We start from the raw sequence: 25,006 nt of genomic DNA, 5'->3' as shown, positions 1-25,006 counted from the left end.
ATGGCGGGCCTGTTGCTATCAGCACCGTATCGCGTTGCTTCATCAGGCCAGAAAAGCTGACCTGATGGATAAGCTTTGCGAAGATAAAATACGGGTTGGGCCTTACGCCATCTTTTTATACTTGATGCGATGGGGCTCCAGTGCTTCAGCGCCAAGCGTCCGCTTTTTATACTCTTCGTATTCTGTGAAGTTGCCTTCAAAGAACTCGACCTTACCTTCATCCTGATAGTCAATAATGTGTGTGGCAATACGGTCAAGGAACCAGCGGTCATGGGAAATGACCATTGCACAGCCAGGGAATTCCAGCAGGGCGTTTTCCAGCGCACGCAGCGTTTCGATATCAAGGTCGTTGGTAGGTTCATCGAGCAGCAACATATTGCCACCCACTTGCAACAGTTTTGCCAGATGGACACGACCGCGTTCACCACCAGACAGCTCACCAATGCGCTTACCCTGGTCAACGCCTTTAAAGTTAAAGCGGCCAACATAAGCGCGGCTTGGCAGCTCGAAATTGCCGATGCGCATAATGTCCTGACCACCTGAAATTTCTTCCCACACGGTTTTACTGCCATCCATCTTGTCTCGGAACTGATCAACCGAAGCAAGTTGTACCGTTTCACCTAAGGAAATAGTACCGGCATCGGGTTGTTCCTGAGCTGACAGCATACGGAACAGGGTTGATTTACCCGCACCGTTAGGGCCGATGATCCCGACAATGGCACCTTTAGGAATTGAGAACGACAAGTTATCAATCAGTACCCGATCGCCATAGGATTTGGTCAGACTTTGGACTTCCAGCACTTTGTCACCGAGGCGTGGGCCGGGTGGAATAAACAATTCGCTGGTTTCATTGCGTTTTTGATATTCAACGCTATTAAGCTCATCAAAGCGTGCCAGACGGGCTTTCCCTTTTGCCTGACGGCCTTTGGGATTTTGGCGTACCCATTCCAGCTCTTTTTCAATCGACTTACGGCGCGCCGCTTCTGTTGAGGCTTCCTGAGCCAGACGCTGATCTTTCTGCTCCAGCCAGGAGGAGTAGTTACCTTCCCACGGAATACCTTCACCACGGTCAAGTTCCAGAATCCAGCCTGCTACATTGTCAAGGAAGTAGCGGTCATGGGTGATGGCGACGACCGTACCTTCATAGTCGTGCAGGAAACGTTCCAGCCAGGCAACAGATTCGGCATCCAGATGGTTGGTCGGTTCGTCGAGCAGCAGCATGTCTGGTTTTTCCAGTAACAGGCGGCAGATAGCAACACGACGACGTTCACCACCGGAAAGGTTGGCAATCTTTGCCTCCCAGGGGGGAAGGCGCAAAGCATCCGCTGCGCGCTCAAGCTGGTTATCGAGGTTGTGACCATCGTGCGCCTGAATGATAGATTCCAGCTCACCTTGCTCTTTGGCCAGTTTATCGAAGTCAGCCTCTGGGTCGGCATAAGCGGCATACACTTCATCAAGCCGGGTCAGAGCGCGTTTAACTTCAGATACCGCCTCTTCGACAGCTTCCCGGACAGTGTGCTCCAGATTGAGCTGGGGTTCCTGCGGCAGATAGCCGATTTTAATCCCTGGCTGTGGCCGGGCCTCGCCTTCAATGTCTTTATCGATACCCGCCATGATGCGCAGTAGTGTGGATTTACCTGCGCCGTTTAACCCCAGCACACCAATTTTGGCTCCAGGGAAAAAGCTGAGGGAGATATTTTTCAGGATATGTCGCTTCGGCGGAACAACCTTACCGACGCGGTGCATGGTGTAAACGTATTGAGCCACGTTGCTCTGAGCCTCTTTTCTGTCTGTTCAGTTTAGCGTGATGCCATTAAAGCATGGCGCTTATAGGGGCATGTTGCTGGCGGCACATAAGTATGTGCGACCAGCAAAGGGAATTTACTGTTGACGGAGTTTAGCTGTTTTCGCCGAATGATCCCAGCTATCCCGTTACCGTGTTGCTGAGTCTGCGAAGTGCATTCCGGCAGCGATGTCATTAACGGTATTGCTGTCAGTTGAAACTGCGGGCCGCGTGGTAACGTATACCAATAACTCAATATTTTGTTCTGTATTCCGGCTGCTTGAGCGTATCGTTGCCAGGCAGGATATGCCAAACTGGCGATGAGCCTGATACAGATTATGGTGGAGAAAACCGCTCTGTTGGTATTGGGTATGCATCGGTGCAACGCGTCTTTAATCCGTGACACTGGCGGAGATAATCATGAGTGAGGGCAGGAAAGTGATGTTCGCAATGAGGTGCTGGCGATATGTGGCCATCGCGCTATGTCTTATCGGGGCGTCGTGTCAGGTATTGGCCGATTCGCTCAATGAGCAACGCCAGCGCTATCAGCAGATAAAAACAGCCTGGGACAACAACCAGATGGATATCGTGTCTCAGTTGATGCCGACGCTGCGCAGTTACCCGCTCTATCCTTATCTGGAATATCGTGCATTAACGCAGGATTTGTCTGTGCTGAGCGTAGCGCAAGTCAAACAGTTCATGGCAGAACACCCGACACTCCCGTCAGTACGAACACTGAATCACAGCTTTATTAATGAGCTGGCTCGTCGTCAGGATTGGCCTGGTTTACTGGCCTTTAGTCCGGAGCAACCTAAACCTGTCGCCTCACGCTGTAATTATTTGTATGCCAAAGTGATGACAGGGCAGCCTCAGGGCGTGTGGGAGCAAACCCGCGAAATCTGGCTGGCGGGGCGTTCTTTGCCGCCTGTCTGTGACAAGCTGTTTTCAGCCTGGCAGCAACAAGGCGGGTTGACAGTATTAATGATTCTGGAGCGAATGAGGCTGGCAATAGATGCGGGTAATGCAGGCCTGGTCAGCCACTTATCCAAACAGTTACCGACAGATTATAAAACCATTACCGATGCATTACTGAAATTACAAAGCAATCCTAAAACGCTAGACCGCTTTGCCCGCAGTGTTGGCCCAACTGATTTTACCCGTAAAGCGATGTTATCTGCGTTTAGCCGCCTGGCTCGTCAGGAGCCTGAAAGCGCACAGGCGCTGTTGCCCCAACTGGTGAGTTTACAGAAAGTCACCCCGCAGGAGCGTCAGAGCATGGAAGAGGATGTCGCCTGGCGCTTTATCGCCAGTGACGTGACGCAGGCACAGGCAGAGTGGCGTGATGCGGTTATTCAGCGTAGCTCCTCGGTGCCGTTACTGGAGCGCCGTGCGCGTATGGCATTGGCTCAGGCAGATAAACGAGGGCTTGCACAGTGGTTAGCTCGCCTGCCTTCTGAAGCGCAGCAGAAAGATGAATGGCGTTACTGGCGTGCTATTTTACTCATAGAACAGGGCCAAAAGGCTGAAGGGGAAAACCAGCTTCGTGAATTGATGACGATTCGTGGTTTTTACCCAATGGCGGCAGCACAGAAACTGAATCTTAATTATCCGTTAACCACCGTTATTGCGGCGAAACCCGATCCTTCACTGGGTCAACTGGCTGAAATTGCGCGTATAAGAGAGCTGATGTTCTGGGGGCTGGAAAGCCTGGCGCGGTCGGAATGGGGAGCATTAGTCGCCAGTCGGGATCGCTTGCAGCAAGAGGCACTGGCACGATTTGCGCTCGAGCAAAATTGGTATGATCTCAGCGTGCAGGCGACGATCGTCGCAAAATTATGGGACAATTTGCAAGAGCGCTTCCCATTGGCCTGGGAGGCGGTGTTTCGTCAGGCAACGCAAGGAATGGGCGTGAGCCAGAGCTATGCGATGGCGATTGCTCGTCAGGAAAGTGCGTGGAATCCGCAGGCTCGCTCAAGCGTTGGCGCATCAGGGCTGATGCAGTTGATGCCCGCGACAGCCCAGCATACGGCAAGCATGTTTAACATGACCAATTACACAAACAGCAGTCAGTTGTTAGACCCGCTGATGAATATTCAGTTGGGTACCCGTTATTTAGATTATGTTTATCAGTCGTTTGGGCAGAATCGCATTCTGGCATCAGTTGCCTATAACGCGGGGCCTTCTCGTGTCAGCAACTGGCTGAAAGACAGTAGCGGCCGTATAGATGCTGTTGCGTTTGTAGAAAGTATTCCGTTTTCTGAAACCCGGGCTTATGTTAAGAATGTGCTGGCGTATGACGTCTTTTACCGCAGTTTGATGCAGCGGCCAACCGCCTTGTTTACCGATAATGAATGGCAACGGCACTACTGATACTGAGATGTACGGGGTGTGAAAGCGGTATTTATCTCTGCCGCTTTCACCCGCAGTGCGATTATGGCAATCATGCTGTCCATTTTCGCAACCTGATAAGTCCAGCATAGCCAGAGCTATACGGGCTCGTAGTAAGGGGGCATGTCTTGCTGTGTGGGCCTCAGGGATTATGCTGTGGCTGCCTGGTATATAGCGAGATATCCTTTCCCGCCTGCTTTTTTTCGTTTGAAAGAGTATGCTATGCTGATGTACTAGTTTAATAGTATGGCCTGCCATTATGACACTATTTTCTCCCCCTGATGCGGATTCTCCTGAACAATATGATAAGGACTGGCACGCCTTTGTTGCCTTGCTGCAACAGGCGGTATCTGAAGGGCTGGAGCAGCCATTGTTACAGTTATTGTTGACGCCGGACGAACGCACCGCCCTGGGAACGCGGGTTCGTATTATTCAGGAATTGATGCGTGGCAAGATGAGTCAGCGGGAGCTGAAAAATGAACTGGGGGCCGGAATTGCGACGATTACACGAGGCTCTAACAGCCTCAAATCCGCGCCGCCCAGATTAACAATGTGGCTGGAAGCGCAATTATTACCAGAGCATGAGCCTTCTTCACCGAAAGAGTCGTGAGGGATTGCCAGATGGCTGCCATCATGCGCTTGGGGCAAGTATCGGGTGTTGATAAACCGGATTATGGAACGGAACCAGAGCTAATAGCAGTGCCTGATAATACACGCTGGTTCGGGACAGTTTGCCATCAGTAAAGACCCCAATTGCACCGCCCTGGCGTTTGATGTCCTGAATTCCGGTCAATCGTGCCATTTCATCCCCAAGCTCGCGGCCTTCACTGATGCCTTGCAGAATACTTTCAGGCAATACCAGGCTTGCTGAGCGAGATTCGCCGCGAATAGTGGCATTTTCAATTACCATCCAGGCGAACGTCATGCTCTCTTCAATGCCTGCTTCTACGCCAACCCAGAAGTCAGCTTCGGGACGTACCTGACGTGCTCTCATGACACGGTTCCTGGCCCCTGTTCGGGTTTCAACCGAACCCAGCGGCTGATTGGGTACTCCACTATCTACATCCACCCCTTCAATACGGCAATTATCTGCACCAAAGACATCAGCAAATGCTAAAGTGATGGCTCGAATTTTGGCCGGGTTAGTCGTAGATGCGACAACATGGTACATAATGCTTCCCTACCTTGCAGTGAGTTTGACGCAGTATAACGGAAAAAGAGTATGTTACAGGTATATCTTGTTCGCCATGGTGAAACCGAGTGGAATGTGGCGCGTCGTATTCAGGGTCAATCAGATAGCGCACTGACGCTTGCCGGAGAATGTCAGGCACAACGCGTCGCTGAAAGAGTAAAAAAACTGGGTATTACACATATTTTTAGCAGCGATCTGGGGCGAACCCGCCAGACGGCTGACATTATTGCGCGGGCATGTGGTGATTGCCCGGTTATTCTGGAGCCAGACTTACGCGAGTTAAATATGGGGATATTGGAGGAGCGTCTGATTGATTCTCTTAGCCCTGAAGAAGAAGGGTGGCGTAAGCGATTGCTTGATGGAACGCGCGACGGGCGTGTTCCTGAAGGTGAGTCCATGTCTGAGCTGGCGTTGCGCATGCATCGGGTTCTGGAGAAATGTCTGGCATTACCGCCAGGCAGTCGTCCGCTGCTGGTGAGTCATGGCATTGCGCTGGGATGTTTGCTCAGTACGCTACTGGGGCTACCCGCTTTTGCCGAGCGCCGATTGCGCCTGCGTAACTGCTCGTTATCGCGAGTGGATTATCAGCAAAGCCCTTGGCTGGCATCGGGATGGGTGGTGGAAACCGCCGGAGACGTCTCCCACCTTGACGCCCCCGCGTTGGATGAGTTATAGCGTTAACGCTGAATTGGGATAAGGTATTCGCACCGAATGATCTTCGGTGGTTCAACGTCGTCTCTGTCACCTTGTGGATGGTAACGCTCAATGTCAAAGCCCTGGCGACGCGTCAACTTATAGGTTGGCAGGCAAGTGTCGTACAGGGTAATGATGAAGTCCTGCAAATCATCTGCCGGGCCTTCGTAGATAAATGTCGCGTAGTCGCCGCCTGGCAACATCACCGGCTCACCAGGGTGAACGCCATCAGGAACATGATGAGGTTCTAATGCTGTGGTATATAGCACTTCATGTTCATCGTCCTTCTCTTTACTTGGGCGAGAATGATGCAGGCCGTAGAGCACTGGCGGTACACGCTTCGCTTCTCCCAGATACTGTCGCCAAAAGTGAATACGAATTTCGGTGCGAAAACAGGTAATTTGCTCAAGGTTACAGGTGTAACTTTGTGTCAGGCCAACCAGTTGCGTTTCAGGGAGCTGGATGAACTCTGGCTGTGGCATGGTAAATGCGCCGAGCCGAATGGGCGGATGAATGCCAAAGGTGTTCCAGTCGTCTGCGCGCCGGTAAGAGGCGGGCGTTTGGGCGAACTGCTTTTTAAATGCCCGAGTGAACGTTTGCTGCGAATCGAAACGGTATTGCAAGGCAATGTCGAGAATCGGTCGGCTGGTTAGACACAGTGCTACAGCCGCTTTAGTGAGGCGACGAGCACGGATGTATGAACCGATAGCGTGACCTGTTACATCCTTGAACATTCTCTGTAAGTGCCACTTAGAGTAGCCGGCCTTGGCCGCGACATTATCCAGCGATAATGGCTGGTCAAGATGACTCTCCAGCCAGTTAAGCAGGTCACGTATGATACTGGCTTGATCCATAGATCGTCCTCATAAAATACACTGAGCGCTAAGCGTGTAAGATCCGGCATCATAGCAACTTTTTCCCTGACGCACTTACACAAGATTTTTGTGCCTGACGAGCAAAGAATCTGATTAACATAGACAGCAGCAGTAATTTGTCCCATACATGTTCTGTGAACCACGGCCATAGCACCGTTATGGCGATAAAGTGAGAGAAAGCCAATGATGAAAAAACACTGGGTATTAACGGCTGCGGCCTTGTTTTTCGGCGTCACCACCGCGCAGGCGGAGGAGATTGGTTCGGTAGATACGGTTTTTAAGCTGTTTGGCCCAGACCATAAAATTATTGTTGAAGCCTTTGATGACCCTGATGTTGCCAATGTGACGTGTTACCTGAGTCGTGCCAAAACCGGTGGTATTAAAGGAGGGCTGGGGCTGGCCGAAGATACGTCAGATGCGGCCATTTCTTGTCAGCAGGTTGGGCCCATTACGTTGAGTGATAAAATCACTAACAGTAAGGGTAAAGGGAATGTGGTTTTTCAGCAGCGAACATCGTTGATTTTCAAAAAATTACAGGTCGTTCGTTTCTATGATGCGAAACGGAATGCATTGGTTTATCTGACCTACTCTGATCGTGTGGTCGATGGTTCACCGAAGAATGCACTCAGTGCCGTGCCGATTCTGCCCTGGAATAAGTGATGGTTTTCATTCCATGACGCGCATAATAAAGGCCGGGATATAAAACCCGGCCTTTTACTGTGTGCAGAGCTGGAAGCGGTTTAGTCTTCCAGATCACCACAGAAGCGATAGCCTTCGCCATGAATGGTAGCGATGATTTCCGGCGTATCAGCCGTAGATTCAAAATGCTTACGAATACGGCGGATAGTCACATCAACCGTGCGGTCATGTGGCTTGAGTTCGCGGCCTGTCATTTTTTTCAACAACTCGGCACGGGTCTGGATTTTGCCTGGATTTTCACAGAAGTGGAGCATGGCGCGAAATTCACTACGCGGCAGTTTGTACTGCTCACCGGTCGGGCTAACCAGAGAGCGGCTGTTGATATCCAGCTCCCAGCCATTGAAGCGGTAGCTTTCCACCAGACGACGTTCTTCCGTACCACCGCCTAAATTCATCGTGCGCGACAACAGGTTACGCGCGCGAATGGTGAGCTCACGCGGATTAAATGGTTTGGTGATATAGTCATCCGCGCCGATTTCCAGGCCCAGAATTTTATCAACCTCGTTATCGCGCCCGGTCAGGAACATCAGTGCCACGCTTGCCTGTTCGCGTAATTCACGCGCCAACAGCAGGCCATTCTTACCTGGCAGATTGATATCCATAATGACCAAATTGATGTCGTGCTCAGACAGGATATGGTGCATTTCGGCACCGTCGGTGGCTTCGTGAACAACATATCCCTCAGCTTCAAAAATACTTTTGAGGGTGTTACGAGTAACCAATTCGTCTTCGACAATAAGAATGTGCGGGGTCTGCATGTTTGCTACCTAAAATTGCCAACTAATATAGAGATTCGAAAGTACAGAAGTCCTGGTTCTCTCGGGCGTTTTGGGAAATCATGTTCACCGTTTTTTCGCCGACCGACTCAAGTACGTAAATACGTTTTGATGCACTCGTTTCCACCTGAAGCGCATCTGGTAACAGGTGACGATGAGGCATTACAACCGGGCCTGATGTAGCGCTCAGTTTAACCTTATTAACAGCAACATAACAGTGAACACTGATTTTACCGACTGGCAAATCTACGGTTCCATTGACATATATCAAATTTCATTGTAGCACGTTAGCAATTTGTAGAAAACGCGCAACGAATACTGGTATCTATCACAATTTAACATTTTTATTTTCGCCACGGCATAATAAATGTTGATGGCTGAAGCGTTTCCGTTTTTGCAATTACTGGTATTTGGCGCTTGTCAGGCAACAAGGCTGCTTTTGTCTGCGATTGTTCCTGGTTTTGTGCGCCCATAACATTCTGAACGCCAGTGCCTGTGAAGGCCATCTGGGAGGTAATGTGCAGTTTTATCTTGTTTTAGTGGCCCCTGCGCGAGCGGAAAATGTTGGGGCGGCGGCCCGGGCGATGAAAACCATGGGGTTTGGTCAGTTGCGTATTGTCGAGAGTTCGGCGCATCTGGAACCCGCAGCGCGTTGGGTGGCACATGGTTCGGGGGATGTGCTGGATAATGTGGAAACCTTTGCGACACTGGCCGATGCGTTGGCTGACGTGGAGTTTACCGTTGCGACAACCGCCCGCAGTCGCGCACGCTTTCATTATTATTGTACGCCTGCGCAACTGCTGACCGTGCTGGAGGAGAAACGTCAGTGGGTATCGTCTGTCGCCCTGGTGTTTGGTCGGGAAGATTCCGGGCTGACCAACGAGGAACTGGCGTTGGCCGATATTCTTACCGGAGTGCCTATGGTGGCAGATTATCCATCATTGAATCTGGGTCAGGCGGTGATGGTGTATTGCTATCAGTTGTCATCACTGATGCAGGTTACAGCTCCGGCAGCCCAACCCGCGCAGGCCGGACAACTGGCAGCATTAAGACAGAGGGGGGAACGTCTGCTGGCGAGGGTGGGCGCGCAGCATGATGAAAAACTGCGTGACTGGCTGCAACAGCGCCTTGGATTGCTGGAGCAGCGTGATAACGCAATGCTGCATCGGCTGTTACATGACGTAGAAAAAACGTTCTTGGCAGAAGATAGTGAGAAGTGAGTCATTTTTAGGAAAACATCGCCCATAGTTTTTTTTTATAAATGATTATCTGGTTTTTTTTGTTGGGTGCAGCCAATATCTCCATTGTGATCGCGGAAAACAAACACAGGCAGTGAAGAAATCCATTGACTTGGCAGGGCGATTGCCCTAACTAATAGGGCAGATTAATTTTCTTTTTACAAGAACGGTACGCAATGCATTCCATCAGCCTGGTTATCACCACCATTATTATTACCACCGGTACTACCAGTAACGGTGCGGGCTGACGCGTACAGAAGAATCCAGAAAAAGCCCGCACCTGAGAGTGCGGGCTTTTTTTTTACAGATATCGCGGGTTTATTTCTGCCTGCCAGCCTAACAAGGCCGTAGTAAACGGTATTCAAAAACGCACCGGGCGTTTTGGCCACTGAAAATTCAGGAGAACAGACAAAAATGCGAGTGTTGAAATTTGGCGGGACTTCGGTTGCCAACGCAGAGCGGTTTGCGCGCGTTGCCGATATCATCGAAAGTAATGCACGTCAGGGACAGGTTGCCACTGTGTTGTCGGCACCGGCGAAAATCACCAATCATCTGGTCGCTATGGTTGAAAAAACCGTGGCCAGACAGGATGCACAGCCAAATATCACCGAAGCAGAAGCCATTTTTGCTGATTTGTTGCAGGGTCTGGCGCAATCACAACCCGGTTTTGCCTATGACCGCCTGAAAGCACGGGTGGATGACGAGTTTGCCCAGATAAAACAGGTGCTACATGGTGTTGAACTGTTAGGTCAGTGTCCTGATAGCGTTAACGCAGCCATGATCTGCCGTGGTGAAAAGCTCTCTATTGCCATTATGGATGCGGTGTTTCAGGCGCGCGGCTATCAGGTGTCTGTCATCGATCCGGTGCGTAGTTTATTGGCTCAGGGCCACTATCTGGAATCGACCGTAGATATTACCGAGTCGACTCAACGTATTGCCGAGCTTGCGATTCCGGCTGATCATGTAGTGCTGATGGCCGGTTTCACCGCCGGGAATGATAAAGGCGAATTGGTCGTGTTAGGTCGCAACGGCTCTGACTATTCGGCCGCCGTGCTGGCAGCGTGTCTGCGGGCTGACTGTTGTGAGATCTGGACTGACGTTGACGGGGTGTACACCTGTGACCCACGTCAGGTGCCGGATGCCCGATTGCTGAAATCGATGTCTTATCAGGAAGCGATGGAGCTGTCTTACTTCGGTGCCAAAGTGCTTCATCCTCGTACTATCGCGCCTATCGCTCAGTTCCAGATCCCTTGTCTTATCAAGAACACGGAAAACCCTCAGGCACCCGGTACGCTTATCGGCCTTGAAAGTCTTGATACCCAATACCCGGTTAAAGGCATCACCAACCTGAATAACATGGCGATGATCAACGTTTCCGGCCCCGGTATGAAAGGGATGGTGGGCATGGCCGCGCGCGTGTTTGCCGCTATGTCGCGCGCCGGTATTTCCGTTGTGCTGATTACCCAGTCGTCGTCTGAGTACAGCATCAGTTTTTGCGTGTCTCAAAGCGAGTTGCCGCGAGCCCGTAAAACGCTGGAAGATGAATTCTATCTGGAATTAAAAGAAGGCGTGCTGGAGCCGCTGGATGTGGTGCAGCGACTGGCTATCATCTCCGTTGTTGGCGACGGTATGCGCACACTGCGTGGCCTGTCGGCCCGTCTGTTTACCGCGCTGGCCAGCGCCAACATCAATATTGTGGCGATAGCACAAGGCTCGTCCGAGCGCTCAATCTCGGTTGTTGTGAACAACGACGTGGCGACCACTGGCGTGCGGGTGGCGCATCAGATGTTGTTTAACACCAATCAGGTGCTGGATGTGTTTGTGATTGGCGTGGGTGGCGTGGGTGGTGCACTGCTGGAGCAGATCCAGCGTCAACAGCCGTGGCTCAAGCAAAAACATATCGATGTGCGCGTATGCGGGATTGCCAACTCGAAGGCGATGCTGACCAACGTACACGGTATTACGATGGATAACTGGCGTGATGAACTGGCGCGGGCGCGTGAGCCGTTTAGCCCGGCGGCCATCAGCCGCCTGGTGAAAGAGTACCATCTGCTCAATCCGGTGATTATCGATTGTACCTCGAGCCAGGCGGTGGCTGACCAATACGTTGATTTCCTGGCTGAAGGTTTCCATGTCGTGACCCCGAACAAAAAAGCCAATACCGGCTCATTGCGCTACTACCATCAGTTGCGGCAGGTCGCGGCCAAATCCCGCCGTAAGTTCTTGTATGACACCAACGTGGGCGCGGGGTTGCCTGTCATTGAAAACTTGCAGAACCTGCTGAATGCCGGTGATGAGCTGATTCGTTTTAATGGTATTTTGTCGGGTTCGTTGTCGTTTATCTTCGGTAAGCTCGATGAGGGCATGTCACTTTCTGCGGCAACCTTGCTGGCGAAAGAAAAAGGCTTTACCGAACCAGACCCGAGAGATGACCTCTCTGGCATGGATGTGGCGCGTAAGTTACTGATTTTGGCGCGTGAAGCAGGCTATGAACTGGAGCTTGAGGATATTCAGGTGGATTCCGTGCTGCCGCCTGACTATGCCCAGGGCGATGTCGCCAGTTTCCTGTCACGCTTACCGGCGCTGGATGCCGAATTCTCCCAGCGTATTGAGGCTGCCCGCGCGGAAGGTAAAGTGTTGCGTTACGTTGGCAAGATTGACGAGGGCAAATGTCAGGTGACGATCAGTGCCGTGGGCAGCAATGACCCGCTGTTTAAAGTTAAAGACGGCGAGAACGCGCTGGCGTTTTACAGCCGTTATTATCAACCCTTACCACTGGTGTTGCGTGGATACGGTGCAGGTAATGACGTGACGGCCGCCGGGGTGTTTGCTGATTTGCTGCGCACGTTGTCGTGGAAGGTAGGAGTATGAGAATGGTGAAGATTTATGCCCCGGCGTCTATCGGGAATGTCAGCGTCGGCTTTGATGTGCTGGGCGCGGCGGTATCACCGGTTGATGGTACGTTGCTGGGCGACTGCGTGAGTGTGCAGGAAGCGGCGTTGTTTACGCTGCGTAACGAAGGGCGTTTTGTCAGTAAATTGCCGGATAACCCGAAAGAGAACATCGTTTATCAGTGCTGGGAACGTTTTTGTCAGGAAATCGGCAAGACGGTGCCGGTCGCAATGACGCTGGAAAAAAACATGCCGATCGGCTCCGGGCTCGGCTCAAGCGCCTGCTCCGTGGTGGCCGGTTTGATGGCGATGAACGAGTTTTGTGGCAAACCGCTGGATGATAACCGTCTGCTCACGCTGATGGGTGAGCTGGAAGGGCGTATCTCCGGCAGTGTGCATTACGATAACGTCGCGCCCTGTTTCCTCGGCGGTATTCAGTTGATGGTCGAAGAGATGGGGATCGTCAGCCAGCCGGTGCCAGGGTTTGATGAGTGGCTGTGGGTGATGGCCTATCCGGGGATTAAAGTCTCCACCGCTGAGGCGCGGGCGATCCTGCCTGCACAGTACCGCCGTCAGGATTGTATTAGCCATGGCCGCTATCTGGCCGGTTTCATCCATGCCTGCCATACCGGCCAGGCGGAACTGGCGGCAAAACTGATGCAGGATGTGATTGCTGAACCGTATCGTACCCGTCTGCTACCGGGCTTTGCGGCCGCACGTCAGGCAACCCGTGAACTCGGTGCGCTGGCGTGTGGTATTTCCGGCTCCGGGCCGACGCTGTTTTCCGTGTGCAACGAGATGAACGCTGCCCACCGTGTAGCGGATTGGCTGCGTGAAAACTATCTGCAAAACGACGAAGGGTTTGTTCATATTTGCCGTCTGGATACCGCAGGCGCGCGACAATTGGGATAACGCATGAAACTGTACAATCTGAAAGACCACAATGAACAGGTGAGCTTCGCTGAAGCGATTAAAAAGGGGCTTGGCAGCAATCAGGGCCTGTTCTTCCCGCTGGAGTTACCCGAATTCGATCGCACCACGATTGATGAACTGCTGTCGCTGGATTTTGTCACCCGCAGCAGCCGTATTTTGTCGGCGTTTATTGGCGATGAAATGTCTGATGAGACCGTCTATCAGCGAGTGAAAGCCGCTTTCCGCTTCCCGGCCCCGGTGGCCCCGGTGAGTGAAGATATCGGTGCACTGGAGTTATTCCACGGCCCGACACTGGCATTTAAGGATTTCGGTGGCCGCCTGATGGCGCAGATGCTGGCCGAGGTTGCTGGTGATGAACAAATCACCATCCTGACTGCCACCTCCGGTGACACTGGTGCCGCCGTCGCCCATGCGTTTTACGGCCTGAAAAATGTACGTGTGGTTATCCTCTACCCGAACGGTAAAATCAGCCCGTTACAGGAAAAATTGTTCTGTACGCTGGGCGGCAACATTCACACCATTGCGATTGATAGCGACTTTGATGCCTGTCAGGCACTGGTGAAACAGGCGTTCGACGATGAAGAACTGAAGCGTGCGATAGGGCTGAATTCGGCAAACTCTATTAATATCAGCCGTCTGTTGGCACAAATCAGCTACTACTTCGAAGCGGTTGCCCAGTTACCGCAAGATGCGCGCAATCAGTTGGTGGTGTCAGTGCCTAGCGGTAACTTTGGCGACCTGACGGCGGGCCTGCTGGCCAAATCGCTCGGCTTGCCGGTGAAACGTTTTATCGCAGCCACCAACGCCAATGACACGGTACCGCGCTTTTTGCAAAGCGGTGTCTGGCAGCCGAACCCGACGGTGGCGACGCTCTCTAACGCGATGGATGTCAGCCAGCCGAACAACTGGCCACGAGTCGAAGAATTGTTCCGTCGTAAGAATTGGCCGCTGACTGCGCTGGCGTTTGGTGCGGTGAGCGATGAGACGACCAAAGCCACCATGCTGGAGCTGGAAGCGCTGGGTTATACCTCAGAGCCTCATGCGGCAATTGCGTATCGCCTGCTGCGCGATCAGTTACAGCCGGGCGAGTACGGCCTGTTTTTGGGTACCGCCCATCCGGCGAAATTCAAAGAGAGCGTGGAGGCGATTATGGGTAAAACACTGGTGCTGCCGCAGGCGCTGGCCGAACGTGCCGACCTGGCGTTGCTGTCGCATCACTTTGCCGCAGACTTTGCCCAACTGCGTCAGTTCCTGATGGAACTGCCGCACTAATTTGTCGCCGCTTGCGGCCAGCGGTGAAAACGCTGTCTGGCCGCGTTTATCGGGCGTGGTGTCTCATCAGGCATCACGCTCATCGCGCTTGAAAATGAGTTCCTCTGCCGAGGAGCTATCAGCATCAAAGTAATACCCTTCGCTGTCAAAATGCTTTAACTGTTCCGGTTGCGTCAGGCGGTTTTGAATGATGAAGCGGCTCATGAGTCCACGCGCTTTTTTGGCATAGAAACTGATAACTTTGAACTTACCGTTCTTTTCATCGAGGAAGACCGGTTTTATCAGCCGTGCCTTGAGTTTAGCCGGTTTGACGGCTTTGAAATACTCATCCGATGCCAGGTTAATCAACACCTCATCATCTTGCGCCGCCAGTGCCTGGTTCAGGGTGTGCGTGATGGTGTCGCCCCAGAATGGATAGAGCGAATCCCCGGCATCGTTTTGCAGCCGGGTGCCCATTTCTAAACGATAAGGTTGCATCAAATCCAGCGGGCGCAGTACGCCGTAAAGGCCGGACAAAATGCGCAGGTGCCGCTGGGCAAAATCAAAGTCACTTTCACTAAAGTCCTCCGCGGCCAGCCCGGTATACACATCGCCTTTGAACGCCAGCAGTGCCTGGCGCGCATTATCAGGAGAAAATACCGGTTGCCAGGATTGAAAGCGTGCGGCGTTAAGGTCGGCCAGTTTATCGCTAATCCCCATTAATGAGGCGATTTCGGCAGGGGTAAGCCGTTGACAGTGCCTGATAAGTTTTTTGGAGCAATCGAGCAGTTCGGGTTGCGTATAGCGTGATGTGGCAAGCGGGCTGGTGTAATCCAGCGTTTTGGCCGGTGAAAGAATTATCAACATGTAACGTACCCCGTGCAGGTTTTGAGTTGGGCTTACTGTAGCAAACGTGGCTAAAAAAAGGGGCAATGACTGCAACAGGTGCCGGGCATTAACGTAGCCAGACTGAGGCCTGTTTACAGGTAAATATCGTATTTTATTGATTTATAAGTGATAAATTGATGGTGCTAAGCCGGGGGCGTTTACCGGGCCGCTTGCGCAGGTAGTGGTGCGTGTTATTATCAGGCTCTGGCGACAGTTCCTGCCACCAGTTCATGCACAAACAATGAGAAAGGCCAACATGACGGATAAACTGACTTCCCTACGCCAATTCACCACTGTAGTGGCGGATACCGGTGATATCGCGGCAATGAAGCTTTACCAGCCGCAGGACGCCACCACCAACCCTTCGCTGATTTTGAATGCGGCTCAGATCCCCGAATACCGTGTGCTGATTGATGATGCGGTTGCCTGGGCGCGTGCCCAGAGTGACAAGCACGAACAGCAGATTATTGATGCCGGTGACAAACTGGCGGTGAATATCGGTCTTGAGATTCTTAAACTGATCCCTGGGCGTATTTCCACAGAAGTGGACGCTCGTCTTTCCTATGACACCGAGGCCAGTGTTGCCAAGGCCAAGCGACTGATCAAATTGTATAACGATGCCGGTATCAGCAATGATCGCATCCTGATCAAACTGGCGTCGACCTGGCAGGGTATCCGTGCGGCAGAGCAACTGGAAAAAGAAGGCATCAACTGTAACCTGACGCTGCTGTTCTCTTTTGCTCAGGCTCGTGCGTGTGCTGAAGCGGGCGTGTTCCTGATTTCACCGTTTGTTGGCCGTATTCTGGATTGGTACAAAGCCAATGGCGATAAAAAAGAGTTTGCGGCGCATGAAGACCCAGGCGTGGTGTCTGTTACTGAGATTTACGCCTACTACAAACAGCATGGCTATGAAACCGTGGTGATGGGGGCAAGCTTCCGCAATGCGGGCGAAATTCTGGAGCTGGCTGGCTGTGACCGTCTGACCATTGCTCCGGCACTGCTCAAAGAGCTCTCTGAAAGTGAGGGTGACGTGGTGCGGAAACTGGCGTATAGCGGTGAAGTCAAAGCGCGCCCGGCGAAGCTGACCGAAGCGGAATTCTACTGGCAACATAATCAAGACCCGATGGCGGTAGACAAACTGGCTGACGGTATCCGCAAATTTGCTGTAGACCAGGGCAAACTGGAAAAAATGATCGCCGAGCTGCTGTAAGCGGTGTGGTGAGAGGCGACTCCTGCCACCCTTCGGCCAGTGATGTTGACCCAAGAATGGCCAGCGTATGCTGGCCGTTTTGTTTACTGAGTCTGTTTATTTCGGCATGGACTGGTGTAAAGCGTATCTGGTGTTGGGGTTATGCCATCGTTTTAGCAATATTATCGGTGACGGTACAGTCGCGCGTTCTTTTTGCCAGATAGAGATTCACGTCAGCCCGCCGGATGATGTCATTAAGCGCTTCATCAGGCGATTCCAGTGCTACCAGCCCGATACTGACAGAAATGCCGGGTGCGATTTTTTGCACCTCAGCCTGTGGGTCGCCAAGATTGGCTCTGACGCGCTCTGTTACACGAATCGCGTTATCCAGCGTGGTATTCGGCAACACAATGGCAAATTCATCGCCACCCAGACGACAAGATATGTCGTGATGGCGAAAGGTATGGCGAAGCGTGTTGGCCACGGCTTTTAGCGTTTCATCCCCGGCAGCATGTCCGAGTGTGTCATTCACTTGTTTGAAGTGATCAATATCAATCAGCATGGCGCACAGGGGTTTATTGCCCTGACGAACGGCTTTTAGTGCACGATTGGCGAATTGATAAAAGGCGTCACGACGTAAAAAACCGGTAAGATCGTCATAGCGGGCAGAGGCAGGCAGTTCTATCAGGTATTTCTTTGCGACCAGCGACAGTACGCTGCCCATAACCGCAGTCATCAGGCTGATGCAGACCAGCGTGATAATTTCCGCCGAGGAGGAGAAAATGCTGTCAATACCCGGTGAGGAGCCAAGTGTGGTGATGCGCACCCGTACGCCAATTAACTGATCCGTGGGTGACAAGATGGGAGTAACCGTGGTGAGCTGGTTCTCTTCCGGCAGATTCCCCGAGGAAGGCAACAGGTTCCTGCATACCCGGATAATGGCCATTTCATTGAGTGAGAGGCTCATTTCCGACAGGCGATTGATACATTCATGGCGGGTATCCCGCGTGTTAAATGACATAATGCGCACCCGGGAAAACATGGCATTACCCACTTTATAGATACGATCGCTTTCAATGGCTTCGCCACCGGTGTTGTAGGATTCGTACACCTGAACAGCATGGTCGAAATTGCGTTTTTCTTCCTGCCAGTCTTTTTGACGTGAATTCAGTAATAACAGGCTGGTCAAGGCAACAGAGAAGATGCCGAATAAGAAAAATGCGGAAACAGGGTTGGCAAGTAACCGGACAAGCTGGCTTTTAATTATATTCATTCACTTTTCCTGCATTTCCCAGTGATGTGCCGTAGTACGGCAATGTAGTCCAGCCCCATGGCGGTTTGGTTCATCAGCGCGTGCTGCTCGTTGTATTCAGGAGAACCCTCGGCGTTGAGCGGTTTTTTCCTGCGGTAATCACTGAGCAAACGGGCCTTGACCACCATGCTGGTTGGGGTGGACTCTTTAATAATGGTTATAACCGCTAAACCCGGAGGGGGGAGATGGCGTTGCTATCCGCCACCACGCTTTGGCAAATGACCGCTGTAGCGCTTCCCTGCAACCCGGAAAATTTAGGGGGCATTATTTGAAACGGTCGCCAATCTCTAATTGCTAACTCTATGAATAATTAGAAATTAAAGGTGGCTTGTCTCGTTTCTTATTGTTCCGTACAGATTTCAGGCATTGTCGCATTAGTACACAGATTTTTGAATGGTTTAATGCGTAAGATAATGCGTCGAATTTTTAGAAAAATTTTTTGATAAACAAGGGGTGTTTATGAACAGTTTGTGTGTTGGTTTGGTATCGATTTCTGATCGTGCATCCAGCGGTGTGTATCAGGATGAAGGTATTCCAGCGCTGCAAGCCTGGCTTTCAGAAGCCTTGACGACGCCTTTTAATGTACAAACCCGTTTGGTGCCGGATGAACAGCCGTTAATTGAACAGGCACTGTGCGAGCTGGTGGATGAGTGCGGTTGCCATCTGGTGTTGACGACTGGCGGCACGGGGCCGGCGCGACGCGATGTGACGCCGGATGCCACGCTCGCCGTCGCGGACAGAGAAATGCCTGGCTTTGGCGAGCAGATGCGCCAGATAAGCCTGCGCTTTGTGCCAACGGCAATTTTGTCGCGTCAGGTGGGCGTAATTCGTAAGCAGGCGTTGATTCTGAACTTACCGGGTCAGCCAAAATCTATTCGTGAAACGTTGTCGGGTCTTAAAGATGCTGACGGGCAGGTCATTGTTGCAGGGATTTTTGCCAGCGTGCCTTACTGTATTCAACTGCTCGAAGGCCCGTATATTGAAACCAATCCCGATGTCGTAGCAGCTTTTCGACCAAAGAGTGCCATCCGCGAGATTAAAAGCTGAATTTTGCGATTTTAATTTCCAAATATTTCACCATGCTGGTGTGTAAGAATGCTTACGTTATAGTAATCTTTCCTTTACATGAAAAATGAAGGTTATTTTTCTTATCACGCTGGCATTTTTTGGTGATTTATGATTGCTGAACAACAGCGCCGGTTGAACCGGCATGATTACAAAACCCTGTCACTGGCGGCACTTGGGGGAGCCCTCGAATTCTACGATTTCATTATTTTCGTGTTTTTCGCTGCCGTTATTGGTGAATTGTTCTTTCCCTCAGATATTCCTGAGTGGCTGCGTCAGATGCAAACCTTTGGCATTTTTGCCGCCGGTTATCTTGCCCGCCCGCTGGGGGGCATTGTGATGGCTCACTTTGGCGATAGGGTCGGGCGCAAGAAAATGTTCAGCCTGAGTATCCTGCTGATGGCGTTACCGACGCTGGTGATGGGGATGCTGCCGACTTACGCGAATATTGGTATTGCGGCTCCGCTGTTGCTGTTACTGATGCGCGTATTGCAAGGGGCGGCGATTGGCGGAGAAGTGCCCGGAGCCTGGGTTTTCGTGGCTGAACATGTACCGCGTGCGCGTATTGGTTTTGCCTGTGGCACACTGACTGCCGGGCTGACGCTGGGGATTTTGTTTGGCTCAATGGTGGCAACCTTGCTCAATACGCTGCTGGTGCCATCACAAATTGTGGCTGGCGGCTGGCGTATCCCATTCTTTATCGGTGGGATTTTTGGCCTCATCGCGCTCTATTTGCGTCGTTGGTTACAAGAGACACCGATTTTTCGCGAAATGCTGGCGCATAAAACGCTGGCTGAGGAGATGCCGCTCAAGGCGGTCGTGTATCGGCATAAAAAAGCGATAGCCATCTCCATGCTGCTGACCTGGATTTTGTCAGCGGGGATTGTGGTGGTAATCCTGATGGCTCCGGTGTACTTGCAGAAACTGTACGGTATCCCGGCGGCATTGACATTGCAGGCCAACAGTCTGGCGATTGTCATGCTGATGGTCGGTTGCATTATCGCCGGGCTGGCATCGGACAAGATTGGCGTCGGCCGTACCTTTATCATCGGCAGCCTGCTGTTTGCGGTGTGCAGTTGGTTCTTTTATTCGCAGGCGGCTCAAAGCCATAGCCTGTTGTTCATCAGCTATGCGCTGGCGGGGTTGAGCGTCGGGGTTGTGGGCGCGGTGCCGTATGTGATGGTGCGTGCGTTCCCGCCAGCGGTGCGCTTTTCCGGTATTTCTTTTTCCTACAATGTGGCATACGCCATTTTTGGCGGTATGACGCCTATCTTCGTGACGCTACTGATGAAATGGACACCACTGGCACCGGCTTTTTATGTGCTGTCACTCAGTGCGCTGGGGCTGATGCTGGGGATTTATCTGCAAAGCCATACCCACGAAGAGGGGGAGGCTTATGCAGAACCGGCGACATCGCCTGCTGGCGTATAGTCGCTGCTCTGGTGTGTTCCGTGAAAGGGGTAACTCACTGATAAAAAGCTGAATAAAAAAGAGAGGGACCGCATGGATGCCTCTCTTTTTGTACCTGATAGCTTAGGTCATGCGAGTCTATCAGTGTGCGCCACGGGCACCAATTGGCAGAATGGTACGGCCATACTGCTCATTGATCACTTCAGCCATGGCCAGATAAATGGCGCTGGCCCCGCACACGATCCCTTCATAACCGGCAACGGTCAGCAGGGCATGGTTGCCCGTGATGTTGCCGATAGCCAACAGGGCAAACAGTACCGTCAGGCTGGCAAAAACGAATTGCAGCGCGCGGTTGGCCGCCAGCGTGCCAAAGAACATAAACAGGGTGAAAATGCCCCACAGTGCCAGGAATACCCCGAGGAACTGGGCATCCGCCGCTTCTGCCAGACCCATTTTCGGCAACATGATAATCGCAACCAGCGTTAGCCAGAATGCGCCGTAAGATGTGAATGCGGTGACGCCGAAGGTATTGCCTTTTTTGTATTCCAGCAGGCCTGCCAGAATCTGCGCGATACCGCCGTAAAAGATCCCCATACTCAGAATGACAGAGGTCAATGGGAAAAAGCCTGCGTTATGCAGGTTCAACAAAATAGTGGTCATTCCGAAGCCCATCAGTCCCAGTGGACCCGGATTCGCCAACGTTTTAGCGTGCATACATCCTCTGCAATAACAAAATAGTCAATATACGTGGTCAATGTGTTGTGTCGCCTGGGTATTATCACCCGGCAGCTAACGAGCCATAACCTGCCTACAGGCCGGGTTAATCCCTTTTTCTGTGGCGGGCGCGGCATCATAGCGGGCTGACATGGGCGAGACAACAAGATAGGGAGCGAATAATTTGATCAAAAACCGGGAAGATGCAGTTTTTTTTGGTGAGGGCCCCTTGATGCCGGAATTGTTGTCCCCATCTTAGAGTCATCAGTATGGTTTGGCTGCATGACAAAGACGATTTCGGGGTGTTGAAACGTCGTTTTTCGCCCGCATAGTAGGTTAAACCACCACACCGGATATGACTTTTAAGTGGAGATGTTTAGATGGGTAAGATTATTGGTATCGACTTGGGGACAACCAACTCTTGTGTAGCGATTATGGACGGTACGCAGGTTAAAGTACTGGAAAACAGCGAAGGCGATCGCACCACGCCTTCCATCATTGCCTATACGCAGGATGGTGAAACTCTGGTTGGCCAACCGGCTAAACGTCAGGCGGTGACTAACCCGAAAAATACGCTGTTTGCTATTAAGCGTCTGATTGGCCGCCGTTTTCAGGATGAGGAAGTACAGCGTGATGCCGATATCATGCCGTACAAAATCATTCCGGCTGATAACGGTGATGCCTGGGTTGATGTGAAAGACCAGAAACTGGCTCCGCCGCAGATTTCCGCTGAAGTCCTCAAAAAAATGAAAAAGACGGCGGAAGATTATCTGGGTGAAACCATCACCGAAGCCGTTATCACCGTTCCGGCTTACTTTAACGATGCCCAGCGCCAGGCGACCAAAGATGCCGGTCGTATTGCGGGTCTGGAAGTGAAACGTATTATCAACGAACCGACAGCGGCGGCACTGGCTTACGGCCTGGACAAAGGTGTTGGCAACCGCACTATCGCCGTGTATGACCTGGGCGGTGGTACATTTGATATCTCCATCATCGAAATCGATGATGTGGACGGTGAAAAAACCTTCGAAGTATTGGCGACCAACGGTGACACTCACCTGGGCGGCGAAGACTTTGACAGCCGTATGATCAACTATCTGGTTGATGAATTTAAGAAAGATCAGGGCTTTGACCTGCGTAACGACCCGCTGGCAATGCAGCGTCTGAAAGAAGCGGCAGAAAAAGCGAAAATCGAGCTCTCTTCTGCCCAGCAGACTGACGTTAACCTGCCGTACATCACCGCCGATGCGACGGGCCCGAAACACCTGAACATTAAGGTGACGCGCGCCAAACTGGAATCTCTGGTTGAAGAGCTGGTGACGCGTTCGCTGGAGCCGCTGAAAGTGGCATTGAAGGATGCCGGCCTGTCTGTTTCTGATATCCACGATGTGATTCTGGTCGGCGGCCAGACCCGCATGCCGCTGGTGCAGAAGAAAGTGGCTGACTTCTTCGGTAAAGAACCGCGTAAAGACGTGAACCCGGACGAAGCGGTAGCGATTGGTGCCGCGGTGCAGGGCGGTGTGCTGGCTGGTGATGTGAAAGACGTGCTGTTGCTGGACGTTACCCCGCTGTCACTGGGTATTGAAACCATGGGTGGCGTGATGACTCCGCTTATCTCTAAAAACACCACTATCCCGACCAAACACAGTCAGGTGTTCTCAACGGCGGAAGATAATCAGTCTGCGGTGACTATCCATGTGCTGCAAGGTGAACGCAAACGTGCACATGACAACAAATCACTGGGGCAGTTTAATCTTGATGGTATCCAGGCGGCACCGCGTGGTATGCCGCAGATTGAAGTGACCTTCGACATCGATGCGGACGGTATTTTGCATGTGTCTGCGAAAGACAAGAACAGCGGTCGTGAGCAGAACATCACCATCAAAGCCTCTTCTGGCCTGAATGAGGAAGAAATTCAGAAGATGGTGCGTGAAGCGGAAGCAAACGCTGAAGCAGACCGTAAGTTTGAAGAGCTGGTACAGGCGCGCAATCAGGGCGATCACCTGCTGCACAGCACCCGTAAGCAACTGGAAGAAACCGGCGACAAACTGGCCGCAGCGGACAAGACCGCTATCGAAGAGGCACTGAAGGCGCTGGAAGCCTCGCTGAAAGGCGAAGATAAAGCCGATATCGATGCGAAAATCCAGAAGCTGGCAGAAGCTTCCACCAAACTGCTGGAAGCGGCGCAGCAGCAACAGGCTCAGGCCGGTGCTGCGGGTGCTGATAACGCCGCCCGTCAGGATGACGACGTGGTGGATGCTGAGTTCGAAGAAGTTAAAGACAAGAAATAATCGCCCTTAGGCGGGCGCAGTAGCGGTAGCTCATACTGTTGCTGGCAACCAGCACGGGCGTCGGGGAAACTCTGCGCCCGTGCACGCATGTTGAGGGCAGGAAAAAATAATGGCCAAGCAAGACTACTACGAGACTCTGGGCGTTGCGAAAAGCGCAGATGAGCGCGAGATTAAAAAGGCGTATAAACGGCTGGCGATGAAATACCACCCCGATCGTAATCCGGGTGATAAAGACGCTGAGGCTACGTTTAAAGAAGTCAAAGAAGCCTATGAAATTTTGACCGATGCTCAGAAACGTGCCGCCTACGACCAATATGGGCACGCCGCATTTGAGCAAGGCGGTATGGGCGGTGGCGGAGCCGGTGGTTTCGGCGGCGCAGATTTTGGTGATATTTTTGGCGACGTGTTCGGCGATATTTTTGGCGGAGGCCGTCGTCAGCGCGCCAGTCGCGGTGCTGATTTGCGTTACACCATGGAGCTGACGCTGGAAGAAGCGGTGCGCGGCGTCACCAAAGAGATTCGAATTCCCACGCTGCAAGAGTGTGATGTTTGCCACGGCAGCGGTGCCAAACCTGGCAGCAACGCAGTGACGTGCCCTACCTGTCACGGTAATGGTCAGGTGCAGATGCGTCAGGGCTTCTTCACGGTGCAGCAGACGTGTCCGCACTGTCATGGGCGCGGCAAGATAATCAAAGATCCTTGCACCAAGTGCCACGGTCATGGCCGTGTCGAGAAAAGTAAAACGCTGTCGGTAAAAATTCCGGCAGGCGTTGATACCGGCGATCGTATTCGTCTGGCTGGCGAAGGGGAAGCGGGGGAGTTTGGCGCTCCGGCAGGGGATTTGTACGTACAGGTTCAGGTACGCGAACACCCCATCTTCCAGCGTGAAGATAATAACCTCTATTGCGAAGTGCCGATTAACTTCGCCATGGCGGCATTAGGCGGCGAAATCGAAGTACCGACCCTTGATGGCCGCGTGATGCTGAAAGTGCCTGCAGAAACGCAGACCGGCAAGTTGTTCCGTATGCGTGGTAAAGGCGTGAAATCGGTGCGAGGCGGTGTGCAGGGCGACCTGCTGTGCCGCGTGGTGGTGGAAACACCGGTGAACCTGAGTGACAGGCAGAAGCAGTTGTTGCAAGAGTTGCAGGAAAGCTTCGGTGGCCCCACCGGCGAAGGCAATAGTCCGCGCTCCAAAAGTTTCTTTGATGGTGTGAAAAAATTCTTCGATGACCTGACGCGTTAAGCGCGCAGTCAACGAGTGAGAAAACCGGCCGCTATGTAGCGGCCGGTTTTTTACTCTCGACCTTTTACTCTCAACCTTATCCCTCTCAGGGCGTGAGTTGATGCTCGTCAGCGAGACAGCACACAACAGCTCGGTTTTCAAAACAACGGCTCGGTTTTCAAAACAATGACTCGGT

Annotated in this window: 20 protein-coding genes and 1 other annotated feature; of the genes, 13 read left to right on the top strand and 7 right to left on the bottom strand. The window is 52.2% G+C overall.

Annotation, left to right across the window (positions count from 1 at the left end; genetic code table 11):
• Positions 1-102 precede the first annotated feature (102 nt).
• Positions 103-1,767 carry an energy-dependent translational throttle protein EttA gene (ettA, locus tag DAQ1742_RS17725; protein WP_035344349.1) on the bottom strand — a complete coding sequence of 555 codons (1,665 nt, stop codon included), beginning with the start codon at positions 1,765-1,767 and terminating at the stop codon, positions 103-105.
• Between the two features lie 466 nt (positions 1,768-2,233).
• Between ettA and sltY the strand changes: the two genes are divergently transcribed.
• Both sltY and trpR read left to right on the top strand, forming a co-directional pair.
• Positions 2,234-4,153, top strand: coding sequence for a murein transglycosylase (gene sltY, locus DAQ1742_RS17720; protein ID WP_035346340.1), 1,920 nt, complete (start codon positions 2,234-2,236; stop codon positions 4,151-4,153).
• 277 nt (positions 4,154-4,430) lie between these two features.
• Positions 4,431-4,781 carry a trp operon repressor gene (gene trpR, locus DAQ1742_RS17715; protein ID WP_035344347.1) on the top strand — a complete coding sequence of 117 codons (351 nt, stop codon included), beginning with the start codon at positions 4,431-4,433 and terminating at the stop codon, positions 4,779-4,781.
• Positions 4,782-4,802: 21 nt separating this feature from the next.
• Here trpR and yjjX read toward each other — a convergent pair whose 3' ends face one another.
• Positions 4,803-5,342: an inosine/xanthosine triphosphatase gene (yjjX, locus tag DAQ1742_RS17710; RefSeq protein WP_035344346.1), complete on the bottom strand. Its 540-nt coding sequence runs from the start codon at positions 5,340-5,342 to the stop codon at positions 4,803-4,805.
• Positions 5,343-5,393: 51 nt separating this feature from the next.
• Between yjjX and gpmB the strand changes: the two genes are divergently transcribed.
• Positions 5,394-6,038 (top strand): 2,3-diphosphoglycerate-dependent phosphoglycerate mutase GpmB, encoded by a 645-nt coding sequence (gene gpmB / locus DAQ1742_RS17705; RefSeq protein ID WP_035344344.1) that lies wholly within the window; start codon positions 5,394-5,396, stop codon positions 6,036-6,038.
• 2 nt (positions 6,039-6,040) lie between these two features.
• Here the strand turns inward: gpmB and robA are convergent, their stop codons facing one another.
• Positions 6,041-6,910: an MDR efflux pump AcrAB transcriptional activator RobA gene (robA, locus tag DAQ1742_RS17700; RefSeq protein ID WP_035344342.1), complete on the bottom strand. Its 870-nt coding sequence runs from the start codon at positions 6,908-6,910 to the stop codon at positions 6,041-6,043.
• A 207-nt stretch (positions 6,911-7,117) separates the two neighbouring features.
• On the opposite strand from robA, the gene creA reads away from it, so the two are divergent.
• Positions 7,118-7,591 carry a protein CreA gene (creA, locus tag DAQ1742_RS17695; protein WP_035344340.1) on the top strand — a complete coding sequence of 158 codons (474 nt, stop codon included), beginning with the start codon at positions 7,118-7,120 and terminating at the stop codon, positions 7,589-7,591.
• 80 nt (positions 7,592-7,671) lie between these two features.
• Here the strand turns inward: creA and arcA are convergent, their stop codons facing one another.
• Positions 7,672-8,388, bottom strand: a complete 717-nt coding sequence (gene arcA, locus DAQ1742_RS17690) for a two-component system response regulator ArcA (protein WP_035344338.1) — start codon at positions 8,386-8,388, stop codon at positions 7,672-7,674.
• Positions 8,389-8,924: 536 nt separating this feature from the next.
• Between arcA and DAQ1742_RS17685 the strand changes: the two genes are divergently transcribed.
• The 4 genes from DAQ1742_RS17685 to thrC all read left to right on the top strand — a co-directional run bounded on the left by DAQ1742_RS17685 (position 8,925) and on the right by thrC (position 14,740).
• Entirely contained in the window at positions 8,925-9,626 is a 702-nt protein-coding gene (locus tag DAQ1742_RS17685) for a tRNA/rRNA methyltransferase (RefSeq protein WP_035346338.1), read from the top strand.
• A 201-nt stretch (positions 9,627-9,827) separates the two neighbouring features.
• Positions 9,828-9,947, top strand: a sequence feature (Thr leader region).
• 111 nt (positions 9,948-10,058) lie between these two features.
• The gene (gene thrA / locus DAQ1742_RS17680) at positions 10,059-12,515 is read left to right on the top strand and encodes a bifunctional aspartate kinase/homoserine dehydrogenase I (RefSeq protein WP_035344336.1); all 2,457 of its coding nucleotides are present in this window, start codon (positions 10,059-10,061) and stop codon (positions 12,513-12,515) included.
• Between the two features lie 2 nt (positions 12,516-12,517).
• Positions 12,518-13,447 (top strand): homoserine kinase, encoded by a 930-nt coding sequence (thrB, locus tag DAQ1742_RS17675; RefSeq protein WP_035344335.1) that lies wholly within the window; start codon positions 12,518-12,520, stop codon positions 13,445-13,447.
• Between the two features lie 3 nt (positions 13,448-13,450).
• Positions 13,451-14,740: a threonine synthase gene (gene thrC / locus DAQ1742_RS17670; protein WP_035344333.1), complete on the top strand. Its 1,290-nt coding sequence runs from the start codon at positions 13,451-13,453 to the stop codon at positions 14,738-14,740.
• A 66-nt stretch (positions 14,741-14,806) separates the two neighbouring features.
• Here thrC and yaaA read toward each other — a convergent pair whose 3' ends face one another.
• A complete protein-coding gene (yaaA, locus tag DAQ1742_RS17665) occupies positions 14,807-15,586 on the bottom strand; it encodes a peroxide stress protein YaaA (RefSeq protein WP_035344331.1) in 780 nt (259 codons plus the stop codon).
• 277 nt (positions 15,587-15,863) lie between these two features.
• Between yaaA and tal the strand changes: the two genes are divergently transcribed.
• On the top strand, positions 15,864-16,817 hold the full coding sequence (gene tal / locus DAQ1742_RS17660; protein ID WP_035344329.1) for a transaldolase: 954 nt from the start codon (positions 15,864-15,866) through the stop codon (positions 16,815-16,817).
• Positions 16,818-16,956: 139 nt separating this feature from the next.
• Here tal and DAQ1742_RS17655 read toward each other — a convergent pair whose 3' ends face one another.
• Positions 16,957-18,069, bottom strand: a complete 1,113-nt coding sequence (locus DAQ1742_RS17655; RefSeq protein ID WP_067487302.1) for a GGDEF domain-containing protein — start codon at positions 18,067-18,069, stop codon at positions 16,957-16,959.
• Between the two features lie 498 nt (positions 18,070-18,567).
• Here DAQ1742_RS17655 and mog point away from each other — a divergent pair, with 498 nt between their 5' ends.
• Positions 18,568-19,155, top strand: coding sequence for a molybdopterin adenylyltransferase (gene mog, locus DAQ1742_RS17645; protein ID WP_035344325.1), 588 nt, complete (start codon positions 18,568-18,570; stop codon positions 19,153-19,155).
• Between the two features lie 129 nt (positions 19,156-19,284).
• Positions 19,285-20,604, top strand: coding sequence for an MFS transporter (locus DAQ1742_RS17640; RefSeq protein ID WP_035344323.1), 1,320 nt, complete (start codon positions 19,285-19,287; stop codon positions 20,602-20,604).
• Between the two features lie 120 nt (positions 20,605-20,724).
• On the opposite strand, the gene satP is transcribed toward DAQ1742_RS17640, so the two are convergent.
• Positions 20,725-21,297 carry an acetate uptake transporter gene (gene satP / locus DAQ1742_RS17635; protein WP_035344321.1) on the bottom strand — a complete coding sequence of 191 codons (573 nt, stop codon included), beginning with the start codon at positions 21,295-21,297 and terminating at the stop codon, positions 20,725-20,727.
• A gap of 380 nt (positions 21,298-21,677) precedes the next feature.
• Between satP and dnaK the strand changes: the two genes are divergently transcribed.
• On the top strand, positions 21,678-23,588 hold the full coding sequence (gene dnaK / locus DAQ1742_RS17630) for a molecular chaperone DnaK (RefSeq protein ID WP_035344319.1): 1,911 nt from the start codon (positions 21,678-21,680) through the stop codon (positions 23,586-23,588).
• 109 nt (positions 23,589-23,697) lie between these two features.
• Positions 23,698-24,831, top strand: coding sequence for a molecular chaperone DnaJ (dnaJ, locus tag DAQ1742_RS17625; RefSeq protein ID WP_035344317.1), 1,134 nt, complete (start codon positions 23,698-23,700; stop codon positions 24,829-24,831).
• Positions 24,832-25,006 lie beyond the last annotated feature (175 nt).

It is taken from the genome of Dickeya aquatica (assembly GCF_900095885.1).
In the GTDB taxonomy this organism is placed as follows: Bacteria; Pseudomonadota; Gammaproteobacteria; order Enterobacterales; family Enterobacteriaceae; genus Dickeya; species Dickeya aquatica.
Note: the sequence above shows the minus strand (reverse complement) of the source record. Positions and strands in the feature narration are given on the sequence as shown.

What these genes read in the sequence shown, in the direction of transcription:
- mog (WP_035344325.1), top strand. Translation starts at nt 18,568, where the DNA reads ATGAACAGTTTGTGTGTTGGTTTGGTATCGATTTCTGATCGTGCATCC.
- thrC (WP_035344333.1), top strand. Translation starts at nt 13,451, where the DNA reads ATGAAACTGTACAATCTGAAAGACCACAATGAACAGGTGAGCTTCGCT.
- DAQ1742_RS17640 (WP_035344323.1), top strand. Translation starts at nt 19,285, where the DNA reads ATGATTGCTGAACAACAGCGCCGGTTGAACCGGCATGATTACAAAACC.
- tal (WP_035344329.1), top strand. Translation starts at nt 15,864, where the DNA reads ATGACGGATAAACTGACTTCCCTACGCCAATTCACCACTGTAGTGGCG.
- sltY (WP_035346340.1), top strand. Translation starts at nt 2,234, where the DNA reads ATGAGGTGCTGGCGATATGTGGCCATCGCGCTATGTCTTATCGGGGCG.
- yjjX (WP_035344346.1), bottom strand. Translation starts at nt 5,342, where the DNA reads ATGTACCATGTTGTCGCATCTACGACTAACCCGGCCAAAATTCGAGCC.
- DAQ1742_RS17655 (WP_067487302.1), bottom strand. Translation starts at nt 18,069, where the DNA reads ATGAATATAATTAAAAGCCAGCTTGTCCGGTTACTTGCCAACCCTGTT.
- satP (WP_035344321.1), bottom strand. Translation starts at nt 21,297, where the DNA reads ATGCACGCTAAAACGTTGGCGAATCCGGGTCCACTGGGACTGATGGGC.
- yaaA (WP_035344331.1), bottom strand. Translation starts at nt 15,586, where the DNA reads ATGTTGATAATTCTTTCACCGGCCAAAACGCTGGATTACACCAGCCCG.
- thrB (WP_035344335.1), top strand. Translation starts at nt 12,518, where the DNA reads ATGGTGAAGATTTATGCCCCGGCGTCTATCGGGAATGTCAGCGTCGGC.
- gpmB (WP_035344344.1), top strand. Translation starts at nt 5,394, where the DNA reads ATGTTACAGGTATATCTTGTTCGCCATGGTGAAACCGAGTGGAATGTG.
- thrA (WP_035344336.1), top strand. Translation starts at nt 10,059, where the DNA reads ATGCGAGTGTTGAAATTTGGCGGGACTTCGGTTGCCAACGCAGAGCGG.
- creA (WP_035344340.1), top strand. Translation starts at nt 7,118, where the DNA reads ATGAAAAAACACTGGGTATTAACGGCTGCGGCCTTGTTTTTCGGCGTC.
- robA (WP_035344342.1), bottom strand. Translation starts at nt 6,910, where the DNA reads ATGGATCAAGCCAGTATCATACGTGACCTGCTTAACTGGCTGGAGAGT.
- dnaK (WP_035344319.1), top strand. Translation starts at nt 21,678, where the DNA reads ATGGGTAAGATTATTGGTATCGACTTGGGGACAACCAACTCTTGTGTA.
- arcA (WP_035344338.1), bottom strand. Translation starts at nt 8,388, where the DNA reads ATGCAGACCCCGCACATTCTTATTGTCGAAGACGAATTGGTTACTCGT.
- dnaJ (WP_035344317.1), top strand. Translation starts at nt 23,698, where the DNA reads ATGGCCAAGCAAGACTACTACGAGACTCTGGGCGTTGCGAAAAGCGCA.
- trpR (WP_035344347.1), top strand. Translation starts at nt 4,431, where the DNA reads ATGACACTATTTTCTCCCCCTGATGCGGATTCTCCTGAACAATATGAT.